The sequence below is a fragment of the Vreelandella mediterranea genome (assembly GCF_970647075.1).
This window is the reverse complement of sequence record NZ_OZ310198.1, coordinates 1,437,029-1,459,923: the sequence shown is the minus strand read 5'-3', so window position 1 is coordinate 1,459,923 and position 22,895 is coordinate 1,437,029. Positions and strand designations below refer to the sequence as shown.

Below are 22,895 nucleotides of genomic sequence, written 5' to 3'. Positions count from 1 at the left end.
CGGTTTGTGAACTCAGGTTTCGATAATCTTGTTGGGGAAGCGGTAGAAGTAGCGATGGCCGCATTCATGGCAGGGCTCCAGCCGCGCAACGCCACTAAGCATGACCTGGGCGTCGCAATGAACGCAGGCCATAAGGCCAGGAGCTGCCAGCTCGCCTTCGCAGTAGTCGGCCCGGGCCGCCTCTAAATCGTCTTCGAATCGCTCCCGCTCGACCACGCTGCGATCAGCAATCGAGAGAAGCGACTCGACCACGCGCCGCGAAACCCCATCGACATCGATACCTAGCCACTGCGCCACCTGTTTGCCGGTATCCGACATGTAGTGGCGCATGTCGCGCAAATCGCGTTCGACCCAAGCGCGCAGCAGCGCCAGTTCGTCCTTGGTGTACTCCTCGAACTCGGCTTCAAAGGCGACGGCGTCGTCCAGATCCCTTTGCAGATTCGTCCAGGTGAGCTCACCGGTACCATCTTTCATACGCTCGAGCAGGCGCTCGTAGCCTTCGCGTAAACGGTGGTCGTTATCTCGTTCCATGGTTACTCTCCTGTTTCAGTACCACGCGGTCCTTGCTTGAAGGGCTATCACCGGCTAACCGTTCAAGGTTACACCAGCATAGGATACAATCGGCACTACTTATCTGACAGCCGCCATTATCATTCATACTGCGCCCTTGTGGGGCGAATTACGCCAAGGCATTGAAAAACCGATGGATGCACACTATAGCCCTCGCGAGATCGAACGTGACGCCCAACAGTACTGGGACAAGAATCAGTGCTTCAAAGCCGTAGAAGACGCCAATCGCGAAAAGTTCTATTGCCTTTCCATGTTCCCCTACCCTAGCGGTAAGCTTCACATGGGTCACGTGCGTAACTACACCATTGGCGATGTGGTTTCGCGTTTTCATCGTATGCAGGGCAAAAACGTCATGCAGCCCATGGGCTGGGACGCCTTCGGCATGCCGGCGGAAAACGCCGCCATTCAAAACCAGGTGCCACCCGGCGAGTGGACCTACCAAAATATCGATTACATGCGCACCCAGCTCAAGGCGTTGGGCTTCGCCTACGACTGGAGCCGCGAATTCGCGACCTGCGATACGAGCTACTACCGCTGGGAGCAGTGGTTCTTCACCAAACTCGTCGAAAAGGGCCTGGTCTACAAGAAGATGTCCACGGTGAACTGGGACCCGGTGGACAAGACGGTGCTGGCCAACGAGCAGGTCATCGAAGGCCGCGGCTGGCGCTCCGGCGCGTTAGTCGAGCGTAAAGAAATTCCGCTATGGTTTCTGAAGATCACCGACTACGCCGACGAATTGCTGGCTGATCTGGACAAGGTCGAGTGGCCCGAGCAGGTCAAGACCATGCAGCGCAACTGGATCGGCAAGTCAAAAGGCGTCGAGCTCAGCTTTGATATCGAAGCCGCGGACGGCGCCGCGTGTGAGCCGCTTTCGGTCTACACCACCCGCCCGGATACGCTGATGGGTGTGACCTATGTGGCCGTGGCCGCCGGCCACCCGCTGGCGAAAGAAGCCGCCGCGCATAACCCAGAGCTTGCGGCCTTTTGCGAGGAGTCCGCCAAGGGCGGCACCTCGGAAGCCGAGATGGCCACCAAGGAGAAGCTGGGGATGGCCACCGGCCATAGCGCCGTACATCCGCTTAGCGGTGAGCGCGTGCCGGTGTTCGTTGCCAACTTCGTACTCATGGAGTTCGGCACCGGCGCGGTCATGGCCGTGCCCGCCCACGACCAGCGCGACTGGGAGTTCGCCACCAAGTACGGTGTCGAGATCAAACCCGTCATTGCCGATGAAAACGGCAATACGCCGGATCTCAGCCAGGCGGCCTTTGTTGAGCACGGCACGCTGATCAACTCAGGTGACTTCGATGGTCTCGAGTTTGAGGCGGCTTTTGATGCCATCGCCGCCAAAATTTCCGAGCTCGGCCGCGGCGAGACCAAGACCAACTACCGCATTCGCGACTGGGGCGTGGCCCGCCAGCGTTACTGGGGCGCGCCGATTCCGGTGAAATACGGCCCCGAAGGTCAGACCGTGCCGCTGACCGATGACGAGCTGCCCGTTGAACTTCCCATGGAAGTCACCGTGGATGCCTCGGGCTCGCCGCTCAAGAAGATGCCGGCATTTTCCGATCTGGGCGATGGCTGGACCCGCGAAACCGATACCTTCGATACCTTCATGGAGTCTTCCTGGTACTTCGCGCGCTTTTGCTGCGCGGACAACCATGATGCGATGCTCGACGAGCGCGCCAACTACTGGCTGCCGGTGGATCTTTACATTGGCGGGATCGAGCACGCCATTTTGCACCTGCTCTATGCCCGCTTCTTCCACAAGCTGATGCGCGATTTCGGCTTGGTCGAATCGGATGAGCCGTTCCAGCAGCTTTTGACCCAAGGCATGGTGATCGCCGAAACCTTCTATCGGCCCATGGATAACGGCGGCAAGCAGTGGTTCAACCCGGCGGACGTGGAAGTGACCCGCGATGAAAAGGGCCGCCCGATCAGCGCCGTATTGATGAGCGACGGCGAGCCGGTGGAAATGGGCGGCATCGAGAAGATGTCCAAGTCGAAAAACAACGGCGTTGACCCCCAGTCGATGATCGACAAGTTCGGCGCGGACACCGTACGGTTGTTCATGATGTTCGCCGCCCCGCCGGAGCAGTCGCTCGAGTGGTCGGATTCCGGCGTGGAAGGCGCGCACCGCTTCTTGAAGCGGCTCTGGCGCCAGGTCAGCGAGCACCTGGAAGCCGGTACCCCCGAGGCGCTTTCCGTCGAGGCCCTCGACGAGCATCAAAAGACGCTGCGCCGCAAGACCCACGAAACGATCAAGAAAGCCGGTGACGATATCGGTCGTCGGACCACCTTCAACACCGCTATCGCCGCGGTGATGGAGCTTTCCAACGCGGTGGGCAAATTCGACGACACCTCGCCCCTGGGCCTGGCCGTGGCGCGGGAGGCGTTGGAAGCCAGCGTACTGATTTTGGCACCGATCACCCCGCACCTTTGCCACTCTCTTTGGCAAGCGCTTGGTCATCAGGAGCCAGCCATCGAAGCGAGCTGGCCTGCCGTGGACGAGTCGGCGTTGACCCGGGATAGCTTGGAACTGGTGGTACAGGTCAACGGCAAACTGCGCGCGCGCATCGAGGTACCGGCGAGCGCCGACAAGGCCTCCGTGGAGAAACTCGCCATGGAGAACGACAACGTACAGCGCCACCTCGAAGGCCAAACCGTGCGCAAGGTCATCGTGGTACCCGGCAAGCTGGTCAATATCGTGGTGAGCGGATGAGCACGATGAAATCAACGCGCCGGCGCTTGCTGGCGCTGGGGGCCGCGGCCATTACGGCGGCCGCGCTGGCTGGCTGCGGTTTTCAACTGCGGGGGGCGGACTCGCTCCCCACGCTTCCGGCGCTCACGATCGAAGGTGAGACGGCTACTCCGCTTGCCCGCGAGCTCGAAAGCCAGCTTACGCGCATGGGGTCCAACGTAACCCCCGGCGCGCCCTGGCGGGTGACCCTAGGCACGCCCAGGGTCGAAAACCGGGCACTGGGAAGCGAAGGGCGCGCCAACCGCGACCACGAGCTGACCATGCGCGTCTCGCTCTCGGTTCAGCAGCGCGACACCAGCGCCTATGCGCTCAACAATGCCGTGGTCGATACCGCAACGCGTATTCGCGTCAACGACGACGACCTCTTGAACCGCGAAACGCTGTTGGATGAAGCGAATCAAACGCTGACTCGCCAGCTCGCCAAGCGCATTATCGAGCGCCTCGCCACGCTAGAGACGCCGCCGTGAAGGTGTTCGCCGACCAGCTGCCGGGCCAGCTTGCCAAAAAGCTGCCCCGGGTCGTGATCGTTGCCGGTGAAGAGCCCTTGCAGCACCGCGATGCTTGCGACGCGGTGCGCCAGGCCGCGCGCCAGGCCGGTATCGAGGAGCGCGAAGTGCTCGATGTCGAGCCCAATTTCGCCTGGGGGCGGCTTCTGGAGACGGCGAGCAACCTGTCGCTATTTGCCACCAACAAGCTTTTGGAACTGCGTTTAGGCAATCAAAAACTCGGCCAGGAAGGCAGTAAGGCGCTCGCCCAGTACGCCGAGCAAATGGATTCCAGCGACGATGTCCTCTTGATTAGCATGGGCAAACTCGACGCCAAGCAGCAAAAAAGCGCCTGGTTCAAGAGCCTGGATAAACACGGGCTCTTCGTGCCGGTATGGCCGGTGGATGCTTCGCGGCTGGGTTACTGGCTACGCGACCGCGCCGGGCTCTACGGCGTGCAGGTCGATTTGGACGCGGCCCGGCTTCTGGGCGAGCGTACCGAGGGTAATCTACTCGCCGCCGACCAGGAGCTTCAAAAACTTGCACTGATTCACCCCCAGGGCACGCGGCTCAACGTCGAAAGCATCGCCGTAGGCGTCGAGGACAGCTCGCGCTTTGACGTGTTCAACCTGGCGGATGCCTGCTTGAAAGGCGAGCCTCAGCGCGTCTCGAAAATCGTCTCCGGGCTCAAAAGCGAAGGGGTCGAGGCGCCCATCGTGCTTTGGGCGCTGACCCGCGAGCTGCGTACGCTCTTGTCGCTGCATCAACACCTCGATCAGGGCCAGAGCTTCGAACACGCCTGCAAGACCCAAAAGCCGATGATTTTCGATAAGCGCCGCCCGGCGTACCAAAAGGCGATCAGCCGCCTGCCGATGAAGCGGCTGCACAAGCTGTTGCTCATGGCGCAGCGCCTGGACCTTTCGGTCAAGGGCGCGTCCAGCGTGCCGCTCTGGCCCGGCCTGCACGATTTGGCGATGACGATGTCCGGCGCGAAAGGTATACTGACCGAAACCGCATGGACCTACCGAATTGGCGTGTAGCCCATTAGCAAGGGTTTGAATGGCCGCCCTGATGGTGGTGCCGGCGACTCACTACCTATTACTCATTACCTACTTAAAAAGCGCTCTGCGCATTTGTCCAAGGATGAAGACGATGAAAACCCTGCGTGCCTCCCTTTCCGCTCTGTTGATTCTGGCGCTGGTGGTTACTAGCCTGCCGGTGATGGCGTCGAGCAACAGTGCCTCGACCGGCATGATCTCGACCCAGTCGATGCTCGCAAGCGACCAGGCCGGTAGTGATCGTCAGCGTATCAGCGACCTGCTGGCCCGCGCCGATGTTCAGCAAGCGCTTGTCGGCCAGGGCGTCGACCCGAGCGACGTTCAGGCACGCGTGGCCGCTCTGAGCGACAGCGAAGCCCAGCAGATGGCCGAGCGCCTGGACGAGCTGCCCGCCGGTGCCAGCGGCGTGGTCGGCACCCTCTTTGCCGTGTTCATCATCCTGCTGATTACCGATATTCTCGGCCTGACCGACGTTTATCCGTTTACTCGCTAATCGCACCGATGCGCTCTCTTCTTCACTACGCCCGCCTTGCGGGCGTTTTCATGCTCGCGCTTTGGCTTTGTGGCTGCGCGCGCAGCCCGGTTCTACTCGAAAGCACCTATCAAAGCATTGCCCCCCAGGCCGAGCTTGCAAGCGTGCCCTTCTTCGCGCAAAGCGATTACCAGTGCGGCCCGGCAAGTCTTGCCATGGTGCTCGCGTACCAGGGAAAAGACGTCACCCTGGAGGAGCTCATTAGCCAGGTGTACGTGCCGGGGCGTGAAGGCAGCCTGCAGCCGGAGATGCTGGCCACGGTTCGCCGCCATGACCTGATCGCCTACCCGATCCGCCCCACCATGGACGCGCTACTGGCCCACCTGGCGGCCGGCGAGCCGGTGGTGGTGATGCAAAACCTGTCACTGCCGATCTACCCGCTTTGGCACTACGCGGTGGCGATCGGCTATGACCTGCCCGAGCAGCGCCTGATTCTAAGAAGCGGTGAAATCGAGCGGCACACGATGGCGTTTAGCCGCTTCGATGCGACCTGGGCGCGCAGCGAGCGCTGGGGGTTCGTGGTCAAGGCGCCGGGGGAGCTTGCCGCCAACGTATCGGCGCGCGGCGCGGTGGAGGCCATTAGTGCTTACGAGGCGCTACACGGCCCGGTTGCCGCCCTCAGCAGTTGGCAGGCGCTCGTCGAGCGCCACCCCGCCAATGCGCTGGGCCAGTTCGCCCTGGGGAATGCGCTCTTTGCCAATCAGGAGCCGGCCGCCGCACGGCGCGCTTTTGAGGCGGCGACGCAAAGCGACCCTAACCTGGGCGCGGCCTGGCTCAACCTGGGTTTGCTGCGGGCCAATCTGGGCGATTCAGAGGCCTCCCGCCAGGCGCTAAGCCGGGCCGCCGCCCTCGAAGGGCCCTGGCAAAGCCGTGCCGAGGCGCTATTGGGCGATTGATCGGCTGGCATTAAAAAAGGGCCCGTTGGACCCTTTTCTTTCGCTTGAAGATAACCTGCCATCTAGAAAACGCGGTTCAAGCCATTTTGCGCTGCTACCCGATAGGCCTCGGCCATGGTCGGGTAGTTGAACGTAGTGCTTACGAAATAGCGCAGCGTATTGGCCTCGCCCTCTTGCTGCATGATGGCCTGGCCGATATGCAGAATTTCCGACGCCTGGTCGCCAAAGCAGTGGATGCCGAGAATCTCCAGCGTGTCCTGATGGAAAAGAATTTTTAGCATTCCCACCGTATCGCCGGTAATTTGCGCCCGGGCGGTATCCTTGAAAAACGCCTTGCCCACCTCGTAAGGCACTTTTGCCTCGGTCAGCTCGCGTTCGTTGGGGCCAAAAGAGCTGATCTCGGGAATCGTGTAGATACCGGTCGGGATGTCGGTCACGAACCGGTAGTCCTTGTCCAGCAGCTCGTTGCAGGAGTTCAGGCCTTGATCGTAAGCGGCGCTGGCCAGACTCGGCCAACCGATGACGTCTCCCGCCGCGTAAATATGGGGAAGCTCGGTGCGGTAGTGGTCGTCCACGCTTAGCTGGCCACGGCCGTTAGCCTTCAGGCCGATATTCTCGAGTCCCAGGGTATCGGTATTGCCGGTGCGGCCGTTTGCCCACAAAAAGGCGTCGGCGCGAATCTTCTTGCCGGATTTCAAGTAGACGACCACGCCGGACTCGTCGCCCTCTACCCGGTCGTACTCTTCGTTATGGCGGATCAACACGCCGTGCTTGCGCAGATGGTAGGAGAGCGCGTCGCTGATCTCGTCATCGAGAAACGACAGTAGACTGTCGCGGCTATTGACCAAATCAACCTTGATACCCAGCCCGGAGAAAATCGAGGCATACTCGCAGCCGATAACGCCGGCACCAAAAATCACCATCGTGCGTGGGGTGTGCGCCATGCTCAAAATCGTATCGGAGCAGTAGATACGCGGGTGACGAAAGTCGATATCGCCAGGGCGATAGGGGCGTGACCCGGTCGCGATGACGACTCTTTTAGCCACCAGTTCCTCGACCCCTTCCTGGCGGTCGCGAACCAGCAGCGTGTGCTCATCCTTGAAATGGGCGGTGCCGTGAAACAGATCGATACGGTTACGCGCGTAAAAGGTCGTACGCATCTCGACCTGCTGGTCGATGGTATCGCGGGAGCGCTCCATGACCCGGGGATAGGAGAACATCCGGGGCTCGCCGATATCGCGAAACATGCGGTTGGTATTGAACGCCAGGATCTGCTTGACCTGGTGGCGCAGCGCCTTGGAGGGAATCGTACCCCAGTGGGTGCAGTTGCCGCCCACCTGGGGTTGCTTTTCGATGATAGCCACGCGCTGATCGTTCTTGGCCGCGTTGATGGCCGCGCTCTCGCCGGCCGGGCCCGTACCAATCACTACGACATCGTAATTATGAACCGCCATACCGTCTGCGTCTCCTCGATCCCATGATCGCGCGTACGAAACGTACGCGCGCTTACCTCACTTACACCGCCGCTAGCTTGGCGCTTAACGGCGGGTAGCGTTGTAGCCGAGATCCGCACCCCGGCTTTCATCGCTTACCCGGCGCGCGCCGCCTCGCTTGCGGTTCTCTTCTTCGCATACCTTGTCTTTACCACCGCAGATATCGCAGCCGTCTTTCATGCCGATCTGATTGAGCCCGCCGCAGGAACCGGCGATCGGCTTGCGCCCCATCAAGACACCTACCGCCATGGCGGTCATGATGAGCGCCATGAAACCCAAAACCAGTAACCAAATAGCCATATAAGCCTCCTCTGACGTTGTCTTTCTCGGGACAGTAATAGGCCCTGAAAGTGCCGTCATTCGGGTTAACACACCCGCTTTGATGGGTGTACTGCGTCATTATACCTTGGTCATTATACCCTGGAGCGGGCGATATAATCAGGCAGTACGGCCATGGGGTAAAACGAACGGGGCTAGCATCAAGCTAGCCCCGCTGAGCGTTGGGATAAACCCTTAACCGCCAAAGTCATCCAGCATGATGTTTTCAGGCTCGACGCCCATATCCAACAACAGCTTGATAACGGAGGCGTTCATCATGGGCGGCCCGCACATGTAGTACTCGCAATCCTCCGGCGCCGGGTGATCCTTCAAGTACTCTTCATAGAGCACGTTATGGATAAAGCCGGTCGCCCCTTCCCAGTTGTCTTCCGGGAGCGGATCGGAAAGCGCCAGGTGCCACTCGAAGTTCGAAAACTCTTCGGCCAGCTGATCGTAATCTTCGTTGTAGAACGTCTCGCGCCAGGAGCGCGCACCGTACCAGAACGAGATCTTACGATCGGTTTTCAAACGCTTGAGCTGATCGAAAATATGGCTGCGCATTGGCGCCATGCCCGCACCACCGCCGACGAAGATCATCTCGGCATCGGTATCCTTGGCGAAGAATTCACCGAAGGGCCCCATTACGTCGACCTTGTCGCCCTCTTTCAAGCTGAACACGTAGGTCGACATCAAGCCCGGCGGATGGTCAGACTTGGGCGGCGGCGTAGCGATACGGATGTTGAACTTGAGAAGCCCCTTCTCTTCCGGGTAGTTCGCCATGGAGTAAGCGCGAATCACTTCTTCGTTGTTCTTGTGGGAAACGTCGAACAGATTGAAGGTTTCCCAATCACCGCGATACTCCTCTTCGATATCGAAGTCCGAGAACTTGATATCGTAGGGCGGTGCAACGAGCTGCACGTAGCCACCCGCGCGGAAGGCCACTTCTTCGCCTTCGGGAAGCTTGAGGTTGAGCTCCTTGATGAAGGTCGCGACGTTGGGGTTGGCGGTGACTTCGCACTCCCATTTCTTGACGCCGAATACCTCTTCAGGCACTTCGATCTTCATGTCCTGCTTGACGGGTACCTGGCAAGAAAGGCGCCAGCCTTCCTTTTTCTCGCGCATGGTGAAGTGCGACTCTTCGGTCGGCAGAATCGAGCCGCCGCCCTCTTCTACGCGGCATTTACACTGCGCGCAGGAGCCGCCACCACCACAGGCGGAGGAAAGGAAAATACCGTTGGCCGCCAGGGTGTTCAACAGCTTGCCGCCGGCCTGGGTGGTCAGGGTGTTCTCGGGGTCGTCATTGACTTCAATCGTCACGTCCCCGCTACTCACGAGCTTGCTGCGCGCTGCCAGAATGATCGCCGTCAAACTAATGACGATGACCGTGAACATGACAACACCGAGCAAGATGACAGATGTATCAACCATGTCGGTTTCCTATTGCTGAGGGGTTTCTACCTCGACGGCGAACCGCCGCCGAGAAAACCGGCCGATTAAAGCTGAATGCCCGAAAAGGACATAAAGCCCAGAGACATCAAGCCAACGGTGATGAACGTGATGCCAAGGCCTTGCAAGCCACCCGGTACATCGCTGTACTTTAGCTTCTCGCGGATACCGGCCAGGGCGGCAATCGCCAGCGCCCAGCCCGTACCGGCACCAAAGCCATACACCACGGCTTCGCCAAAGTTGTAGTTACGCTCCACCATGAACAGTACGCCACCCAGGATCGCGCAGTTAACGGTAATCAGCGGCAGGAAAACGCCCAGCGCGTTGTAAAGCGACGGCACGTACTTATCGAGGAACATTTCCATGATCTGAACGAGTGCCGCGATAACGCCGATGTAAGAAAGCAGACCCAAAAACGATAGGTCGATGTTTTCAGCCCCATCGATGCCCGTCCAGGTCAGCGCACCTTCCTGCAGCAGATAGGTGTACACCAGGTTGTTCACCGGTACCGTGACGGTGAGTACCACGATGACCGCGATACCCAAGCCGATGGCCGACGAAACCTTTTTGGACACCGCCAAAAACGTACACATGCCCAAAAAGAAGGCCAGCGCCATGTTTTCGACAAAGACCGAAGCAACGAAAAGGCTTAAATAGTGTTCCATGTTACACGGCCTCCTTCGGCTTGGAATTTTCCTTCATCTTGAACTCGTTCTCTTCGACCTGCTCCGGGTTGAGCGAGCGCAGCACCCAGATCAAAAGGCCAATGATGAAGAACGCGGAAGGCGGCAGCAGCAGCAGGCCGTTGGTAATGTACCAGCCGCCATCCTGAACGGTCGGCAAAATGGTGTAACCGAACAAGCTGCCCGCACCGAGAAGTTCGCGGAAGAAACCCACGACCAGCAGTACGAAACCATAGCCCAAGCCGTTACCGACGCCGTCCAGAAACGACATGCCCGGCGAGTTGGACATGGCGAAGCCTTCGGCGCGGCCCATGACGATACAGTTGGTGATGATCAAGCCAACGAAGACCGACAGCTGCTTGGACATTTCGTAGGCGTAGGCTTTCAGAATCTGATCTACCACGATAACCAACGATGCGATGATGGTCATCTGCACGATGATACGAATTGCCGAGGGAATGTGGTTACGTATCAATGATACGAACAGATTCGAAAACGATGTTACGAAGATAACCGCCAGCGCCATGACCAGCGATACGCCCATGCTGGTCGTTACCGCCAGCGCCGAACAGATCCCCAGAATTTGCAGCGCAATGGGGTTATTCTGGAATATAGGCGCGGTCAACACGCCTTTTGCATTTACATCCGCCATGATCAAGCCCCCTCAACGTCGTTGAAGTCGGTGTCGGTGTCTGCGGCGTCTTCCGGCTCGGTGTCACCCCGGAACTTGGCCAGGTACGGCCCAAAGCCTTCCTCGCTGAGCCAGAACTGGAGCATATTCGTAACGCCGTTACTGGTGAGCGTGGCACCGGAAAGTGCATCCACCTCGTACTCGCTGCTGGCGCCGCCCTTGGTCAGGTGAATCGCCGGTGAGAGGTCACCCTCTTCATCGTAGATCTCTTTACCTTCCCACTGAGCCTGCCAGCGCGGGTTATTCACTTCGCCACCCAGCCCCGGCGTTTCGCTGTGCTCGTAGTAGGTGATACTGACAATGGTATTGCCGTCACCTTCTACCGCCAGGAAGCCGCGCATACGGCCCCAAAGACCCTGTCCGCGAATCGGCAGAACGATCTGCTCCGGGTCTTCCGGGTCGCCTACCAGGTAGACGGTCGAATAGTTCTCGACGCGGGAAAGACCGGCGATGTCGCGATCGCCAGACAGCGTACGACCGGTGGCCGGGTCCCGCGCCGCTTCGAAGCCATCGTACTCGTCCGCATCGAACTCATCGGTATAGTCGCCGGTTTCAAGCTCGACGACGCGCCCGGTGATCTGCTCGCTGAACGCCTGCTCGACGTCCATGCCGGACTCATAGAGTCTGGCCACGTTCAGAATATTGGTCTTGCGGTCGAGCTCCTGGTTGAGCTGCTGCGCAGGGCGCAGCGCCACGGCCGCGGTAGAGACAATCACCGAGCAAACGATACATAGCGAGAACGCTACGATCAGAATTTTCTTGATGGAGTTGTTACCTTGTGCCATTAGGCAGTCTCCTCGGCCGGTGCGCCGATACGCTTGGTACGGCGTTTGATATTGGCTTGGACGAAGAAGTAATCAATCAAGGGCGCAAACAGGTTCGCGAACAGTATCGCCAACATGATGCCTTCCGGGAATGCCGGGTTCACCACGCGGATCAATACGGTCATCACACCGATCAATGCACCAAAGACCAGACGCCCCTGGTTCGTCATCGACGCAGATACCGGGTCGGTGGCCATGAACACCATACCGAAGGCAAAGCCACCGATCACCAGGTGCCAGTACCAGGGCATCGCAAACATCGGGTTGGTCTCGGAGCCGATCAGATTAAACAGCGCACTGGTCGCCACCATACCCAGGAAGACCCCGAGCATGATCCGCCAGGAAGCGATACGCGTCCAAAGCAGAACCGCCGCGCCCACTAGTATAGCAAGTGTCGAGACTTCACCCACCGAGCCTGGCACGAAACCGAAGAAAGCATCCGTCCAGCTGAAGGTGTTGGCGAGCGTATCCATGCCGTCCTGGAAAGCGACGGACAGCGCCGTCGCGCCGGTGTAGCCATCCGCGGCCACCCAGACGGAGTCGCCGGAGATTTGCGCGGGGTAAGCAAAGTACAAAAACGCCCGGCCGGTCAGCGCCGGGTTCAGGAAGTTCTTGCCGGTACCCCCGAAGATCTCCTTACCGATCACCACGCCGAAGGTGATGCCCAGCGCTACCTGCCAAAGCGGAATGGTAGCCGGCAGGATCAGTGCATAGAGCACCGAGGTCACGAAGAAGCCTTCATTGACCTCGTGGCCACGCTTGATAGCGAACAGCACTTCCCAGAACCCGCCCACGGCGAAGGTGACCAGGTAGATCGGCAGGAAGTACACCGCGCCGAGCGCGAAGTTGGACCACAGACTACCGGGATCATGCCCCGCGGAAATCAGCAGAAACAACGTTTCACGCCAGCCTTCGAGGGCCGCGTAGCCCGAATCGATCGCCACGTTGGTCTGCCAGCCGGCGTTCCACATGCCAAAGAACATCGCCGGGAAGGTGCAAAGCCATACGGTGATCATCATCCGCTTGAGATCGATACCGTCGCGAATGTGGGCAGTGGTTTTGGCAACGCTGGGGGGCGAGTAAAAGATCGTGTCGACCGCCTCATAGAGCGGGTAGAACTTCTCGTACTTGCCGCCCTTGTGGAAGTGCGGCTCGAGCGTGTCGAGCGTTTGTCGAATACCCATATCAGGCCTCTTTCTCGATCATGGTGAGATTGTCACGCAGGATGGGGCCGTACTCGTACTTGCCAGGACAGGCGTAGGTGCAAAGCGCTAGATCTTCTTCATCCAGCTCCAGGCACCCCAGGTCCATGGCAGACTCGATATCTCCCACGATCAGCGAACGCAGTAGCTGCGTCGGCATCACATCCAGCGGCATAACCCGCTCATAGTTGCCCACCGGCACCATCGCCCGCTCGGAGCCATTAGTGGAGGTGGTCGGCGCAAAGTTATTCAATCCCTTGAACCCGGAAAGGTAGATACCCATGACCGAATGGCGGTTTTTCCCCGGCGAGAGCCAGCCCATGAAGGTGCGCTTGTTCCCCTCTTCCAACAGGCTGACCTGGTTGTGAAAACGGCCAAGATAGGTCAGTTTGCCTTCGGCGGAAAAGCCTGAAAACACCGAACCGGAAATGACGCGGGTGTCGTGCGGTTCGATCACTTCGCCCTCGAAGAGCTCGTCGGTGCTGGCGCCAATGCGGGTACGCAGCAGGCGCGGCTTCTCGGCGCGCGGGCCGCCGAGTGCGACGATACGCGTGACGTCGAGCTTACCTTCCACGAACAGCTTGCCGAAGGCGATCACGTCCTGATAGCCGATATGCCACACGCTTTTATGCAGCGCGACCGGTGAAAGATAGTGAATATGCGTGCCGACCAGGCCCGCCGGGTGCGGCCCCTTGAAGCTTTCGCTCTTGACGCCGCTGACATCCCCACCGGGGATGGAGGCATTTTCACCCGTGCACAGAAAAACGTTGCCCTCGGTCAGGCGGGTTAGCACCTTGAGGCCGTCTTCGAATGCCTGGGAATTTTCGTTGATGATCTGAGCAGGGTCAGCGCTGAGCGGATGGGTATCCACGGCGGTGACGAAGATATCGGAAGGCGTGCTATCCAGCGCCGGTGTGCGCGAGAAGGGCCGGGTCCGCAGCGCGGTCCAAAGACCGGTCTCCACCAACTGGTCGACGACCATCTGACGGTCAAGCGTTGCCAATGCGTCGCGCTCGTGAGAGGCAAACGTCATGGCTTCTTCATTCTCATCGACTTTAATGACGACGGAAAGTAAACGTCGTTTTTCGCCACGGTTAATAGCGACTACCTCACCGCCGGCCGGCGCTGTAAAACGCACGCCTTCCGTTTTTTTGTCGGTGAAAAGTAGCTGGCCTAGTTTGACCTTGTCCCCTTCCTGAACTTCCATGGTTGGCTTCATGCCAACGTAGTCAGTCCCCAGAATTGCCACATGGCGCACAGGCCGCGCATCGTCGATACGCGCCTCAGGCGCTCCCGTGATGGGAAGATCCAGGCCTTTTTTGACTTCGATCATAGTCTCGCCCAGTTGATGGATCGGATATACGAAGGTAGGGGTTCGAATGCTTATTTTCTGCTGGATGAATTGTTGTTTGCTCTGCAGATTGTTACCAGTCAGGCCCAAGCACGCTTGAACCACCCCGAAAAATCTACCGTATTATAATGATAAGCGCGGCCAATGACCACATCCCCGGGCCTTTCCTAAAGTGCTATGCACATCACTTGTGGATTTATTTAACCCATAAAAAACGCCACCTTACGGTGGCGTTGCAGGGTTAAAGCGCTAAACACGCCGTAAAAAACTTTTTAATCGCGCGGAAGCTTCAGGAACGCGACATTGGACATATGCTGCAGAATTCGAATCACCTGACAGCTATAGCCGAACTCGTTGTCGTACCACAGATAGACCACCGCGTGGTTACCGTTGGCGATCGTTGCCTTGGCATCCACGATGCCCGCATGGCGGTTGCCGACGAAATCCGAGGAGACGACTTCGGGCGAATCCACGAAGTCGATCTGTTTTTGGTAGCGGGAATCGATCGACATGCGGCGCAGGTAGTCGTTGAGCGCGGCGACGTCGGTCTCTTTTTCCAGCGTCAGATTCAAGATCGCCATCGAGACGTTGGGGGTCGGCACGCGAATGGCGTTGCCGGTCAGCTTGCCGTCGAGCTCCGGCAGCGCCTTGGTCACCGCCTTGGCCGCGCCGGTTTCTGTCAGCACCATATTGAGCGCCGCACTTCGCCCGCGCCGGTCGCCCTTATGGTAGTTGTCGATCAGGTTTTGATCGTTGGTGTAGGCGTGCACGGTTTCGACGTGGCCGGTCTTGACGCCATACTCGTCGTTCAGTGCCTTGAGCACCGGCACGATCGCGTTGGTGGTACATGACGCCGCCGAGACGATGCGATCACTTTCACCGATTGCCTCATGATTGATGCCATAAACGATATTTTTGATATCGCCTTTGCCCGGCGCGGTCAAAAGCGCCTTCGCCGCCCCCTTGCACTCGAGATGCTGGCCAAGGCCGGCTTCGTCGCGCCAGATACCGGTGTTATCCACTACCACGGCGTTGTGGATGCCGTAGTGCGTGTAGTCGACCTCACTGGGCGAATCGGCGTAGATGACCTGTACCACGTTGCCGTTGACCGTGAGCGTGCGCGCCTCGGTGTCGATGGAGATCGAGCCATCGAAGGGGCCATGAACCGAGTCGCGGCGTAGAAGGCTTGCGCGTTTTTCCAGGTCCTTGGCGATATCGCCACGCCCCCGCACCACGATAGCGCGTAGCCGCAACAGATTGCCGCCACCGGCTTTTTCCACCAGCACGCGGGCCAGCAGGCGGCCGATACGCCCAAAACCGTAAAGCACCACGTCCTTGGGCTCACCGGTGCTCGCGCCCGGCTCATAGCCGTCGATGATCTCGCCAAGCTCGCGTTTTAGAAAGCCGTCGAGATCATCGCCGCCCTGGTGTTTGAAGGCGACCGCGAGCTTGCCGATATCCACGTGCGCCGGGGCCAGGTTCAAAGCGGCCATGGCTTTCACGATCGGAAAGGTGTCCCGGACCGAAAGCTCGGTGCCTTCGATTTTGCGCACGAAACGGTGATCTTTCAGAATGCGGATGACCGAGCGTTTGATCAGCGAGCGCCCGAACATGGTGGCCACCACGTTGTTCTGACGATAAAGCACACCGACCAGCGGAATCATCTGCTCGGCAAGCGCTTCGTCGCCTTGCCACTGTTGAAAAACGTTCTCGAGCGTTGACTGACTCACGTGCGGCCCCTTTGCATGGTTTTACTTGATGGATGGAAAACATGGTGCGAGGTAATCTGCGCGTATTATCCGGGGGTTACGATAAGGCCGCAATCAAAGGATAGTCGCACGCCGTGTAGGGGTATTACACAAATGCCCATTTGACTACACGCGCAAAACAGGGTTGGGCACAGCTCTCTAACTGGTGCGGCGGATGGTGTATGATTGCTCCTTTGTTCAAGCGCAAGATACTCTGACTATGCCCTCTTTTTCTCTGCTCGACCCACCCAGCCCCCAAGGGGCACGCGACACGCTCTATCTGACGGCGCCGCCGGGCAGTGCGACGGCGCTTGCGCTTGCCCAAATAGCCAATGCGGCCCCCTTACTGGTGGTGACCCCCAGCACGGCCAGCGCCCAGCGCCTGGAACAGGACCTGGCGTTTTATAGCCAGGTGCCGGTACTGCCTTTTCCCGACTGGGAAACGCTGCCCTACGACAGCTTCTCGCCGCACCAGGATATCGTCTCCGCCCGGCTGCGTACGCTCAAGTTACTCCAGGACGGCGTCAAAGGCATCGTGCTGGTACCGATCAATACGCTCATGCAGCGCCTGCCGCCGGTGGATTACATCGCCGGACGCGTCATGACCCTCGAGGCCGGCACAAAACTTGAGCGCGAAAGCTTTCGCGAATCGCTCTCCCGCGCCGGTTACCGGGCGGTCGAAACGGTATACGAACCCGGCGAATACGCCATGCGCGGCGCGCTGATCGACCTTTTTGCCATGGGCATGGATGAGCCGATTCGTATCGACCTGTTCGACGAAGAGATCGACACCCTGCGCCACTTCGATCCGGCCAATCAGCGCTCCACCGATAAAGTCGACAAAATCGAGCTGCTGCCCGCTCACGAATATTCGCTAAGCCGCAGCGCCATCGCCTGCTTTCGCGAGCAGTTCGAAACGCTATTCGACGTGGACCCGCGCCAGTGCGCGCTCTATAACGACGCGCTCAAGGCGATCCCCTCGCCCGGGCTCGAGCAGTATTTGCCGCTGTTTTTCGACGAAACAGCCTCGCTTTTCGAACACGTCACCCCCGACACGCGGGTCGCACTACTGCCTGGTGTGTTCGAGGCCGCCGAGCAGCATTGGCGCTCGATCGAGTCGCGCTTTGAAAACCTGGGGGTCGACCCGACTCGGCCACTATTGCCGCCCCACCGCGCCTTCATCCCGGTCAACGAGATATTCTCGGCGATCAAAGAGCGCCCGCGCCTGGAACTGGTTAGCGAAGAAGACGCCAACCGCCATGCGCACACCCCCAAGGCGCACGAGCTGCCCACGCTTGCCGTCAACGCCCGGGCGAAAGAGCCATTCGCCAGCCTGCTGGAGTTTCTCGAGCAGCACCCGGACACTCGCGTACTGTTCGTGGCAGAGTCCCGCGGACGCCGCGAGGCGCTCGAGGAATTGTTGGCACCGCTTCATTTGAAACTGCCCCACGCAGAGAGCTTCAGCGCCTTTTTGCAGGGCAGCGAGCGCGCGGCGATTACCGAAAGTCAGGTCGGTAGCGGCCTTTGGCTGACCGAGCCCAACGTGGCGGTGATCAGCGAAACCGAACTCTTCGGCGACGTGGTGCGTCAAAGCCGCCGCCAGGAGAAAGCCACCGACGACAACGAGCTGGCGGTACGCCATCTCTCCGAGCTCAAGGAAGGCGCACCGGTGGTCCACCAGGCCCACGGTGTAGGCCGCTACCTGGGGCTCGAGGCGCTGGAAGCCGGCGGCCAGGCCAACGAGTTTTTGGCACTCGAATATGACGGCGGGGCCAAGCTCTACGTGCCGGTGGACAGCTTGCACCTCATTTCGCGCTACAACGGCGCCGACGACGAGCACGCGCCACTTCACAAGCTCGGCTCGGACCAGTGGGAAAAAGCGCGGCGCAAGGCCGCCGAGAAAATTCGCGATACCGCCGCCGAGCTTCTGGATATCTACGCTCGCCGCGAAGCCCAGCAGGGCACGGTGTACGAGACGCCGGACGAAGAATATAGCCGCTTTGCAGCCAGCTTCCCTTTCGAGGAGACACCGGACCAGAAAAACGCCATCGAAGCGGTGATCGGCGACATGATTTCACCCCAACCGATGGACCGCGTAGTGTGCGGCGATGTCGGCTTTGGCAAGACCGAAGTCGCGATGCGCGCGGCGTTTTTGGCGGTGCAGTCCGGCCGCCAGGTCGTGGTGCTGGTGCCCACCACCCTGCTCGCCCGCCAGCACTTCGAGAACTTCCGCGACCGCTTCGCCGACACCGCGGTCAATATCAGCCTGATTTCGCGCTTTACCGGCGGCAAGGAGATGACCAAAACCCTCGAAAGCATCAAGGAGGGGCAATCGGATATCGTCATCGGCACGCACAAGCTGCTATCCAAGAGCGTCGAGCTACCCAAAATGGGCCTTCTGATCATCGACGAGGAGCATCGCTTCGGCGTGGCGCAAAAGGAGAAGCTCAAAACCCTGCGCGCCGAGATCGACATTTTGACGCTCACCGCCACGCCCATTCCCCGCACACTCAATATGGCGATGAGCGGCATTCGCGATCTTTCGATCATCGCCACGCCCCCGGCCCGGCGGCTATCGGTCAAGACCTTCGTTCAACAGCGCAACGAAAGCCTGATCAAGGAAGCGCTCCTGCGCGAGATTCTGCGCGGCGGCCAGGCCTACGTTTTGCACAACGAAGTCAAAACCATTGAAAATACCGCCGAGCAAATCCGCGAGCTCGTCCCCGAGGCCCGCGTAGGCGTGGCCCACGGCCAACTGCCGGAAAGAAGCCTCGAGCGGGTCATGTCGGATTTCTACCACCGGCGCTTCAATGTACTGGTCTGCTCGACGATCATCGAAACCGGGATCGACGTGCCCAGCGCCAACACGATTTTGATCGAGCGGGCGGACAAGTTCGGCCTGGCCCAGCTTCACCAGTTGCGTGGACGCGTGGGGCGTAGCCACCACCAGGCCTACGCGTACCTACTGACCCCGCCGCCCAAGGCAATGACCCGCGATGCGGTCAAACGTCTGGAGGCCATCAGCGCCTCGGACGATTTGGGCGCCGGCTTCACGCTTGCAAGCCACGACATGGAAATCCGCGGGGCCGGCGAGCTTCTGGGCGACGAACAAAGCGGGCAGATGGAGACGATCGGCTATTCGCTCTATATGGAAATGCTCGACCGGGCGGTGAAGGCCATTCGGGCCGGCAAAACGCCCAATATCGATGCACCATTCAATAGCGGGCTCGAAATCAGCCTGAACCTACCCGCTTTGATCCCCAACGACTATATTCATGATGTACAGCAGCGCCTGGTGATGTATAAGCGCATTGCCAATACGCAAAGTGACAGCGAGCTCAAGGAACTTCAGGTAGAACTCATCGACCGCTTTGGCCTGCTGCCGGATGCGCTCAAAAACCTGATACGCCAAACCCAGTTGCGCCATCGGGCCGAGCCCTTGGGGATCGCGCGTATCGAAGCCGGTGAAAGCCGCGGGCGCGTACTCTTTACCCACGACACCCAGGTCGACCCGCTGACGCTGGTAAAACTGATTCAAACCTCGCCCGATCGCTACCGTTTGGACGGGTCGGACACGTTAAGGTTTGAATTCGAAATGGAAAAAACCGAGCAACGTTTTGAAGCCGTTGAAAACCTGCTGGGGGTTCTCAATCAAAAAGTAGCGGCGGCGTAACGCTTGGGGCAAACTAGACCTAAGCCGTATATACCAACGGATTGGTTCGCATCGAAACCCGACCTCGCGGTGGAACAACTCATCAGGAACGACCATGACGACACGACGTACTTATAAACTTTGGGGCCCCACCAGCCTGGCGGTACTGTTAGCTGCCAGCCTGAACGGCCCGGTTCTTGCTCAGCAGACCGACGACCAGGCCCCCATTGCCACACCGACGCTTGAAAGCGATGCGCTTGCCAGCGCAGACCAAGTGGCGGCACAGCGCGAACTACCCCGCGGGCATTTTCGCTTGCCGGAAGAAGGCGACATCGTCGGCCAGTACTACACCGTAACGGTGCAGGACCCGGAAGAGACGCTGCTCGATATCGCCAGACGCCATAATATCGGCTACGAAGAGATTCGCATGGCCAACCCGGACGTAAGTCTCTGGGTACCCGGCGAAGGCACCGAAGTGATCATTCCCGCCCAGTACATTCTTCCCCCGGCCCCGCGGGAAGGCGTCGTGGTGAACCTTTCGGAACTGCGCCTTTACTACTACCCGGCGGATAACCCGGGTGTCGTCGAAACCTACCCGGTCAGCGTAGGCCGCGAAGAGTTCGCAACGCCGGTGGGCATGACGCGTACCACGGTGAAGGTAAAAGACCCGGCCTGGTCGCCGCCCTCCTCCATGCGGGCCGAAGCCGCCGCGCGTGGCGAGCCCGCACCGTCGGTCGTACCGGCAGGCCCGGACAACCCGCTTGGGCGTCACGCCATTTTGTTGGCCATGCCTAGCTATCTGATCCACGGCACCAACCGTCCGGAAGGCGTGGGTATGCGCGCCAGCCGCGGCTGTATCCGCATGTACCCGGAAGATATCGAGTCGCTTTACGAGCGCGTACCCAGCGGTACTCAGGTCAATCTGATGGATGCACCGTTCAAGGCAGGCTGGGGCGCCGATGGCACGCTGTTCGTGCAGTCCTACCCGCAGCTCGAAGAGAACGTGGGTGATTTCGAGCCGCTTTTAAACGCCATCGAGCGCGTCGAGTCGCTCACAGAGGACGACGTCCAGGTCGACTATGCCCAGGTCAAGCGCGCGGTCGAGTCCCCCAACGGGCGCTTCGTCGCGCTTTATGGCCCCCAAGCGCCGGCACCGGAAGCCGACTCCCCTGCCGAGCAGGCACCTTCCGAGCGCAGCGGGCTTTTCGAGGAAGTAGAGCTTAGCGCCATCAGTGAGCGCGACAGCGACGCTTAATCGCACGCGATAAAGGCAAGCCTGGCCATTCAAGGCCGAAAGAGGCTATCGCTTTGGAAGCAGTAGCCTTTTTTGTACCCGCATCGGTCAGGGCTAAAAGCCAAATGACAGGCAATAAAAAACCCCGCACGAGGCGGGGTTTTTTACATCTTACGCAGACCGCTGAGCCTAAAAGCTGCTCAGTGGTCCATGCAGAATTACTTCTGCATGGAGCGCTGGAACTGACGGCTCATTTCTTCACGGTTTTGCTCGGTCATCTGCAGAGCAGCTTGCGCGTCGCGCTGAGCCTGGTTAGCAGTGTTCAGAGCCTGTGAAGCCATGCTGCGAGCTTCTGCAGCGTCAGCCTGGGCGGATTCAGCAGTCATACGAACTTCTTCCAGAGCGCTGGTAGAGGCACAACCAGCCAGAACGGCCAGAGAAGCAGCAGCAGCGGTCATTTTCAGAGCAGTCTTAAGAGTCATAGTGTTCTCCTTGAGTCTTCCTTGGGTACTACGTTGAAGGTATGACAAAAAATAAGGCTAGAAGGTAAGCTTAATTTTGTCTACCTGCGATGCAGGTTCATTTCGGTGACTGGCGCCAATAACTTATGTCATGTTGCCGAAGTCAAACGCTGTTTTATATTAGTCCACAACGCTTGTCTATAGCCACCTCTTTAAAACCTCGAACTTCCTTAGGGACTACGCCCATACTAGCGGATCACGACGCGGGTGCCAACATCTACGAGCGACGCAATGCGCTCTATTTGCTCGTTGTTTACTGCAATGCACCCCTGGGTCCAGTGAAACCGCCCGTGAATCTGTGGGTCGGACGACCCGATACCGTGTATACCGATAGCCCCCCCAAGCGCAGTGTTCTGCGGTGGGTAGCCGTAGCGGCGGTATTCATCGAAATAGGCCTCGTAATCGGCCTGGGAGTAAATACCCTGCTCCAGCGCCATGCGAGCATGGGGGGGCGTAGGATAATCGATTCCGATGAAGATCCGCCAGCGGCTTTCATGATTAAACCGATAGACTCGGAACTCGCCCAGTGGCGTGGTGCTGTCGCCACGCACGCGCTGGGTTCTCGCGCCGCCGGTCCCCCGCGAGATCGGCGTAAAACGCTCGATCAGGGCGCTTCCGCGAAAAATGCTCAGCACCCCTTCTTTATCGTCGATCAGCACCCAGAGCTCGGTACTGTGGCGCGGCACCGCCGCCCGATTCAAAAGCGTCTCGACGATGTCGCTTGAGGGAGCAGTGCTGGCAGGCGCGGAGACGTTAGCGCTGGCCACGGCAGGCAAGCCCATGGCGAGTGCTAAAAAGCGGCGGCGGTTTACAGACATGGGCAGCTCTCGGTACAGGCCGGGGCAACCGACCAACGGGTATGAATAGCCTGGAACGTTTATACCTTATTGCCACGCCCTGTGTCAGCGCCCGAGCGTTAAAAAGCCATTGCCTCGCGCCGTTGCTTCAAACGAAGAGGCGCTAGATATCCTCGAATTCACGCATGCTGGTGACCAGTTTACGCACTTCGGCTTCATGCCCCTGGGCCAGCGAGTTGAAAAATACCTCCTCCGGCTCGATCTTCGCGCACTCGGCGCGATGCTCATAAAGTGCGCGAAGGAGCTCATGGGCCTCGGAGGCGGTTTCGATGGCTTCATCGATGGAAGCGGCGACGCCGCGCTCGTAAAGCGCCTCGAGCTTGGGCGGACGCGGGAAATCATTCGTCTCATCGAACCAGAGCTCGAGGACTTCGCGATGATCGCTTCCATCGTGAAAAATGGCCTCGAGCCCGCTGCGCATTTTGACCTCGCGAGAGGCTAGATAGGTCAGCGCCATGGCAAGGCGCTCGTTATCGGTGCGGGCGGCGCCTTCGCTGTACTGCTTGGCCATACGCCCGTGAAAATCCTGAGCCCACGTTAGCAGATCCTTTACCTGGTTATAGCGCGTTTGCATCG

20 protein-coding genes are annotated in these 22,895 nt (G+C 59.3%); 7 read left to right on the top strand and 13 right to left on the bottom strand.

What is annotated here, in order from left to right; genetic code table 11:
• Positions 1-12: 12 nt before the first annotated feature.
• The gene (locus ACWFVE_RS06880) at positions 13-531 is read right to left on the bottom strand and encodes a zinc ribbon-containing protein (protein WP_447528541.1); all 519 of its coding nucleotides are present in this window, start codon (positions 529-531) and stop codon (positions 13-15) included.
• A gap of 172 nt (positions 532-703) precedes the next feature.
• Here ACWFVE_RS06880 and leuS point away from each other — a divergent pair, with 172 nt between their 5' ends.
• The 5 genes from leuS to ACWFVE_RS06855 all read left to right on the top strand — a co-directional run bounded on the left by leuS (position 704) and on the right by ACWFVE_RS06855 (position 6,299).
• Positions 704-3,289, top strand: a complete 2,586-nt coding sequence (gene leuS / locus ACWFVE_RS06875) for a leucine--tRNA ligase (protein ID WP_447528540.1) — start codon at positions 704-706, stop codon at positions 3,287-3,289.
• A gap of 5 nt (positions 3,290-3,294) precedes the next feature.
• Positions 3,295-3,795 carry an LPS-assembly lipoprotein LptE gene (locus ACWFVE_RS06870; RefSeq protein ID WP_447528539.1) on the top strand — a complete coding sequence of 167 codons (501 nt, stop codon included), beginning with the start codon at positions 3,295-3,297 and terminating at the stop codon, positions 3,793-3,795.
• A complete protein-coding gene (gene holA / locus ACWFVE_RS06865) occupies positions 3,792-4,853 on the top strand; it encodes a DNA polymerase III subunit delta (RefSeq protein ID WP_447528538.1) in 1,062 nt (353 codons plus the stop codon). The genes ACWFVE_RS06870 and holA overlap by 4 nt, the downstream gene beginning before the upstream one ends.
• Before the next feature lie 112 nt (positions 4,854-4,965).
• Entirely contained in the window at positions 4,966-5,364 is a 399-nt protein-coding gene (locus ACWFVE_RS06860; RefSeq protein ID WP_447528537.1) for a PA2779 family protein, read from the top strand.
• Positions 5,365-5,372: 8 nt separating this feature from the next.
• Positions 5,373-6,299 carry a PA2778 family cysteine peptidase gene (locus tag ACWFVE_RS06855; protein WP_447528536.1) on the top strand — a complete coding sequence of 309 codons (927 nt, stop codon included), beginning with the start codon at positions 5,373-5,375 and terminating at the stop codon, positions 6,297-6,299.
• Between the two features lie 62 nt (positions 6,300-6,361).
• Here ACWFVE_RS06855 and sthA read toward each other — a convergent pair whose 3' ends face one another.
• The 9 genes from sthA to ACWFVE_RS06810 form a co-directional block, all read right to left on the bottom strand.
• Complete coding sequence (gene sthA, locus ACWFVE_RS06850; RefSeq protein WP_447528535.1) at positions 6,362-7,753, bottom strand: Si-specific NAD(P)(+) transhydrogenase; 1,392 nt, start codon at positions 7,751-7,753, stop codon at positions 6,362-6,364.
• A gap of 84 nt (positions 7,754-7,837) precedes the next feature.
• Complete coding sequence (nqrM, locus tag ACWFVE_RS06845) at positions 7,838-8,092, bottom strand: (Na+)-NQR maturation NqrM (protein ID WP_447528534.1); 255 nt, start codon at positions 8,090-8,092, stop codon at positions 7,838-7,840.
• Between the two features lie 213 nt (positions 8,093-8,305).
• A complete protein-coding gene (gene nqrF / locus ACWFVE_RS06840) occupies positions 8,306-9,538 on the bottom strand; it encodes an NADH:ubiquinone reductase (Na(+)-transporting) subunit F (RefSeq protein ID WP_447528533.1) in 1,233 nt (410 codons plus the stop codon).
• A 65-nt stretch (positions 9,539-9,603) separates the two neighbouring features.
• Positions 9,604-10,221 carry an NADH:ubiquinone reductase (Na(+)-transporting) subunit E gene (gene nqrE, locus ACWFVE_RS06835; protein ID WP_447528532.1) on the bottom strand — a complete coding sequence of 206 codons (618 nt, stop codon included), beginning with the start codon at positions 10,219-10,221 and terminating at the stop codon, positions 9,604-9,606.
• Position 10,222: 1 nt separating this feature from the next.
• On the bottom strand, positions 10,223-10,891 hold the full coding sequence (locus ACWFVE_RS06830; RefSeq protein WP_447528531.1) for an NADH:ubiquinone reductase (Na(+)-transporting) subunit D: 669 nt from the start codon (positions 10,889-10,891) through the stop codon (positions 10,223-10,225).
• Between the two features lie 2 nt (positions 10,892-10,893).
• The gene (locus ACWFVE_RS06825) at positions 10,894-11,715 is read right to left on the bottom strand and encodes a Na(+)-translocating NADH-quinone reductase subunit C (RefSeq protein WP_447528530.1); all 822 of its coding nucleotides are present in this window, start codon (positions 11,713-11,715) and stop codon (positions 10,894-10,896) included.
• The gene (locus ACWFVE_RS06820; RefSeq protein ID WP_447528529.1) at positions 11,715-12,938 is read right to left on the bottom strand and encodes an NADH:ubiquinone reductase (Na(+)-transporting) subunit B; all 1,224 of its coding nucleotides are present in this window, start codon (positions 12,936-12,938) and stop codon (positions 11,715-11,717) included. Before ACWFVE_RS06820 ends, ACWFVE_RS06825 begins: the two co-directional genes overlap by 1 nt.
• Before the next feature lies 1 nt (position 12,939).
• The gene (locus ACWFVE_RS06815) at positions 12,940-14,289 is read right to left on the bottom strand and encodes a Na(+)-translocating NADH-quinone reductase subunit A (RefSeq protein WP_447528528.1); all 1,350 of its coding nucleotides are present in this window, start codon (positions 14,287-14,289) and stop codon (positions 12,940-12,942) included.
• A 290-nt stretch (positions 14,290-14,579) separates the two neighbouring features.
• Positions 14,580-16,037 carry a glyceraldehyde-3-phosphate dehydrogenase gene (locus tag ACWFVE_RS06810; protein ID WP_447528527.1) on the bottom strand — a complete coding sequence of 486 codons (1,458 nt, stop codon included), beginning with the start codon at positions 16,035-16,037 and terminating at the stop codon, positions 14,580-14,582.
• A gap of 238 nt (positions 16,038-16,275) precedes the next feature.
• On the opposite strand from ACWFVE_RS06810, the gene mfd reads away from it, so the two are divergent.
• Both mfd and ACWFVE_RS06800 read left to right on the top strand, forming a co-directional pair.
• Positions 16,276-19,728, top strand: coding sequence for a transcription-repair coupling factor (gene mfd / locus ACWFVE_RS06805; RefSeq protein WP_447528526.1), 3,453 nt, complete (start codon positions 16,276-16,278; stop codon positions 19,726-19,728).
• A 94-nt stretch (positions 19,729-19,822) separates the two neighbouring features.
• Positions 19,823-20,962 carry a L,D-transpeptidase family protein gene (locus ACWFVE_RS06800; RefSeq protein WP_447528525.1) on the top strand — a complete coding sequence of 380 codons (1,140 nt, stop codon included), beginning with the start codon at positions 19,823-19,825 and terminating at the stop codon, positions 20,960-20,962.
• A gap of 197 nt (positions 20,963-21,159) precedes the next feature.
• Here the strand turns inward: ACWFVE_RS06800 and ACWFVE_RS06795 are convergent, their stop codons facing one another.
• The 3 genes from ACWFVE_RS06795 to ACWFVE_RS06785 all read right to left on the bottom strand — a co-directional run bounded on the left by ACWFVE_RS06795 (position 21,160) and on the right by ACWFVE_RS06785 (position 22,893).
• On the bottom strand, positions 21,160-21,423 hold the full coding sequence (locus tag ACWFVE_RS06795) for an Lpp/OprI family alanine-zipper lipoprotein (RefSeq protein ID WP_447528524.1): 264 nt from the start codon (positions 21,421-21,423) through the stop codon (positions 21,160-21,162).
• A gap of 227 nt (positions 21,424-21,650) precedes the next feature.
• Positions 21,651-22,280: a L,D-transpeptidase family protein gene (locus ACWFVE_RS06790; RefSeq protein ID WP_447528523.1), complete on the bottom strand. Its 630-nt coding sequence runs from the start codon at positions 22,278-22,280 to the stop codon at positions 21,651-21,653.
• Between the two features lie 142 nt (positions 22,281-22,422).
• On the bottom strand, positions 22,423-22,893 hold the full coding sequence (locus tag ACWFVE_RS06785; RefSeq protein ID WP_447528522.1) for a 2-hydroxyacyl-CoA dehydratase: 471 nt from the start codon (positions 22,891-22,893) through the stop codon (positions 22,423-22,425).
• Between the last annotated feature and the right edge of the window lie 2 nt (positions 22,894-22,895).

What these genes read in the sequence shown, in the direction of transcription:
- ACWFVE_RS06830 (WP_447528531.1), bottom strand. Translation starts at nt 10,891, where the DNA reads ATGGCGGATGTAAATGCAAAAGGCGTGTTGACCGCGCCTATATTCCAG.
- nqrF (WP_447528533.1), bottom strand. Translation starts at nt 9,538, where the DNA reads ATGGTTGATACATCTGTCATCTTGCTCGGTGTTGTCATGTTCACGGTC.
- ACWFVE_RS06855 (WP_447528536.1), top strand. Translation starts at nt 5,373, where the DNA reads ATGCGCTCTCTTCTTCACTACGCCCGCCTTGCGGGCGTTTTCATGCTC.
- ACWFVE_RS06795 (WP_447528524.1), bottom strand. Translation starts at nt 21,423, where the DNA reads ATGACTCTTAAGACTGCTCTGAAAATGACCGCTGCTGCTGCTTCTCTG.
- ACWFVE_RS06820 (WP_447528529.1), bottom strand. Translation starts at nt 12,938, where the DNA reads ATGGGTATTCGACAAACGCTCGACACGCTCGAGCCGCACTTCCACAAG.
- ACWFVE_RS06860 (WP_447528537.1), top strand. Translation starts at nt 4,966, where the DNA reads ATGAAAACCCTGCGTGCCTCCCTTTCCGCTCTGTTGATTCTGGCGCTG.
- ACWFVE_RS06815 (WP_447528528.1), bottom strand. Translation starts at nt 14,289, where the DNA reads ATGATCGAAGTCAAAAAAGGCCTGGATCTTCCCATCACGGGAGCGCCT.
- ACWFVE_RS06790 (WP_447528523.1), bottom strand. Translation starts at nt 22,280, where the DNA reads ATGTCTGTAAACCGCCGCCGCTTTTTAGCACTCGCCATGGGCTTGCCT.
- sthA (WP_447528535.1), bottom strand. Translation starts at nt 7,753, where the DNA reads ATGGCGGTTCATAATTACGATGTCGTAGTGATTGGTACGGGCCCGGCC.
- ACWFVE_RS06785 (WP_447528522.1), bottom strand. Translation starts at nt 22,893, where the DNA reads ATGCAAACGCGCTATAACCAGGTAAAGGATCTGCTAACGTGGGCTCAG.
- leuS (WP_447528540.1), top strand. Translation starts at nt 704, where the DNA reads ATGGATGCACACTATAGCCCTCGCGAGATCGAACGTGACGCCCAACAG.
- mfd (WP_447528526.1), top strand. Translation starts at nt 16,276, where the DNA reads ATGCCCTCTTTTTCTCTGCTCGACCCACCCAGCCCCCAAGGGGCACGC.
- nqrM (WP_447528534.1), bottom strand. Translation starts at nt 8,092, where the DNA reads ATGGCTATTTGGTTACTGGTTTTGGGTTTCATGGCGCTCATCATGACC.
- ACWFVE_RS06870 (WP_447528539.1), top strand. Translation starts at nt 3,295, where the DNA reads ATGAAATCAACGCGCCGGCGCTTGCTGGCGCTGGGGGCCGCGGCCATT.
- ACWFVE_RS06825 (WP_447528530.1), bottom strand. Translation starts at nt 11,715, where the DNA reads ATGGCACAAGGTAACAACTCCATCAAGAAAATTCTGATCGTAGCGTTC.
- ACWFVE_RS06880 (WP_447528541.1), bottom strand. Translation starts at nt 531, where the DNA reads ATGGAACGAGATAACGACCACCGTTTACGCGAAGGCTACGAGCGCCTG.
- ACWFVE_RS06800 (WP_447528525.1), top strand. Translation starts at nt 19,823, where the DNA reads ATGACGACACGACGTACTTATAAACTTTGGGGCCCCACCAGCCTGGCG.
- nqrE (WP_447528532.1), bottom strand. Translation starts at nt 10,221, where the DNA reads ATGGAACACTATTTAAGCCTTTTCGTTGCTTCGGTCTTTGTCGAAAAC.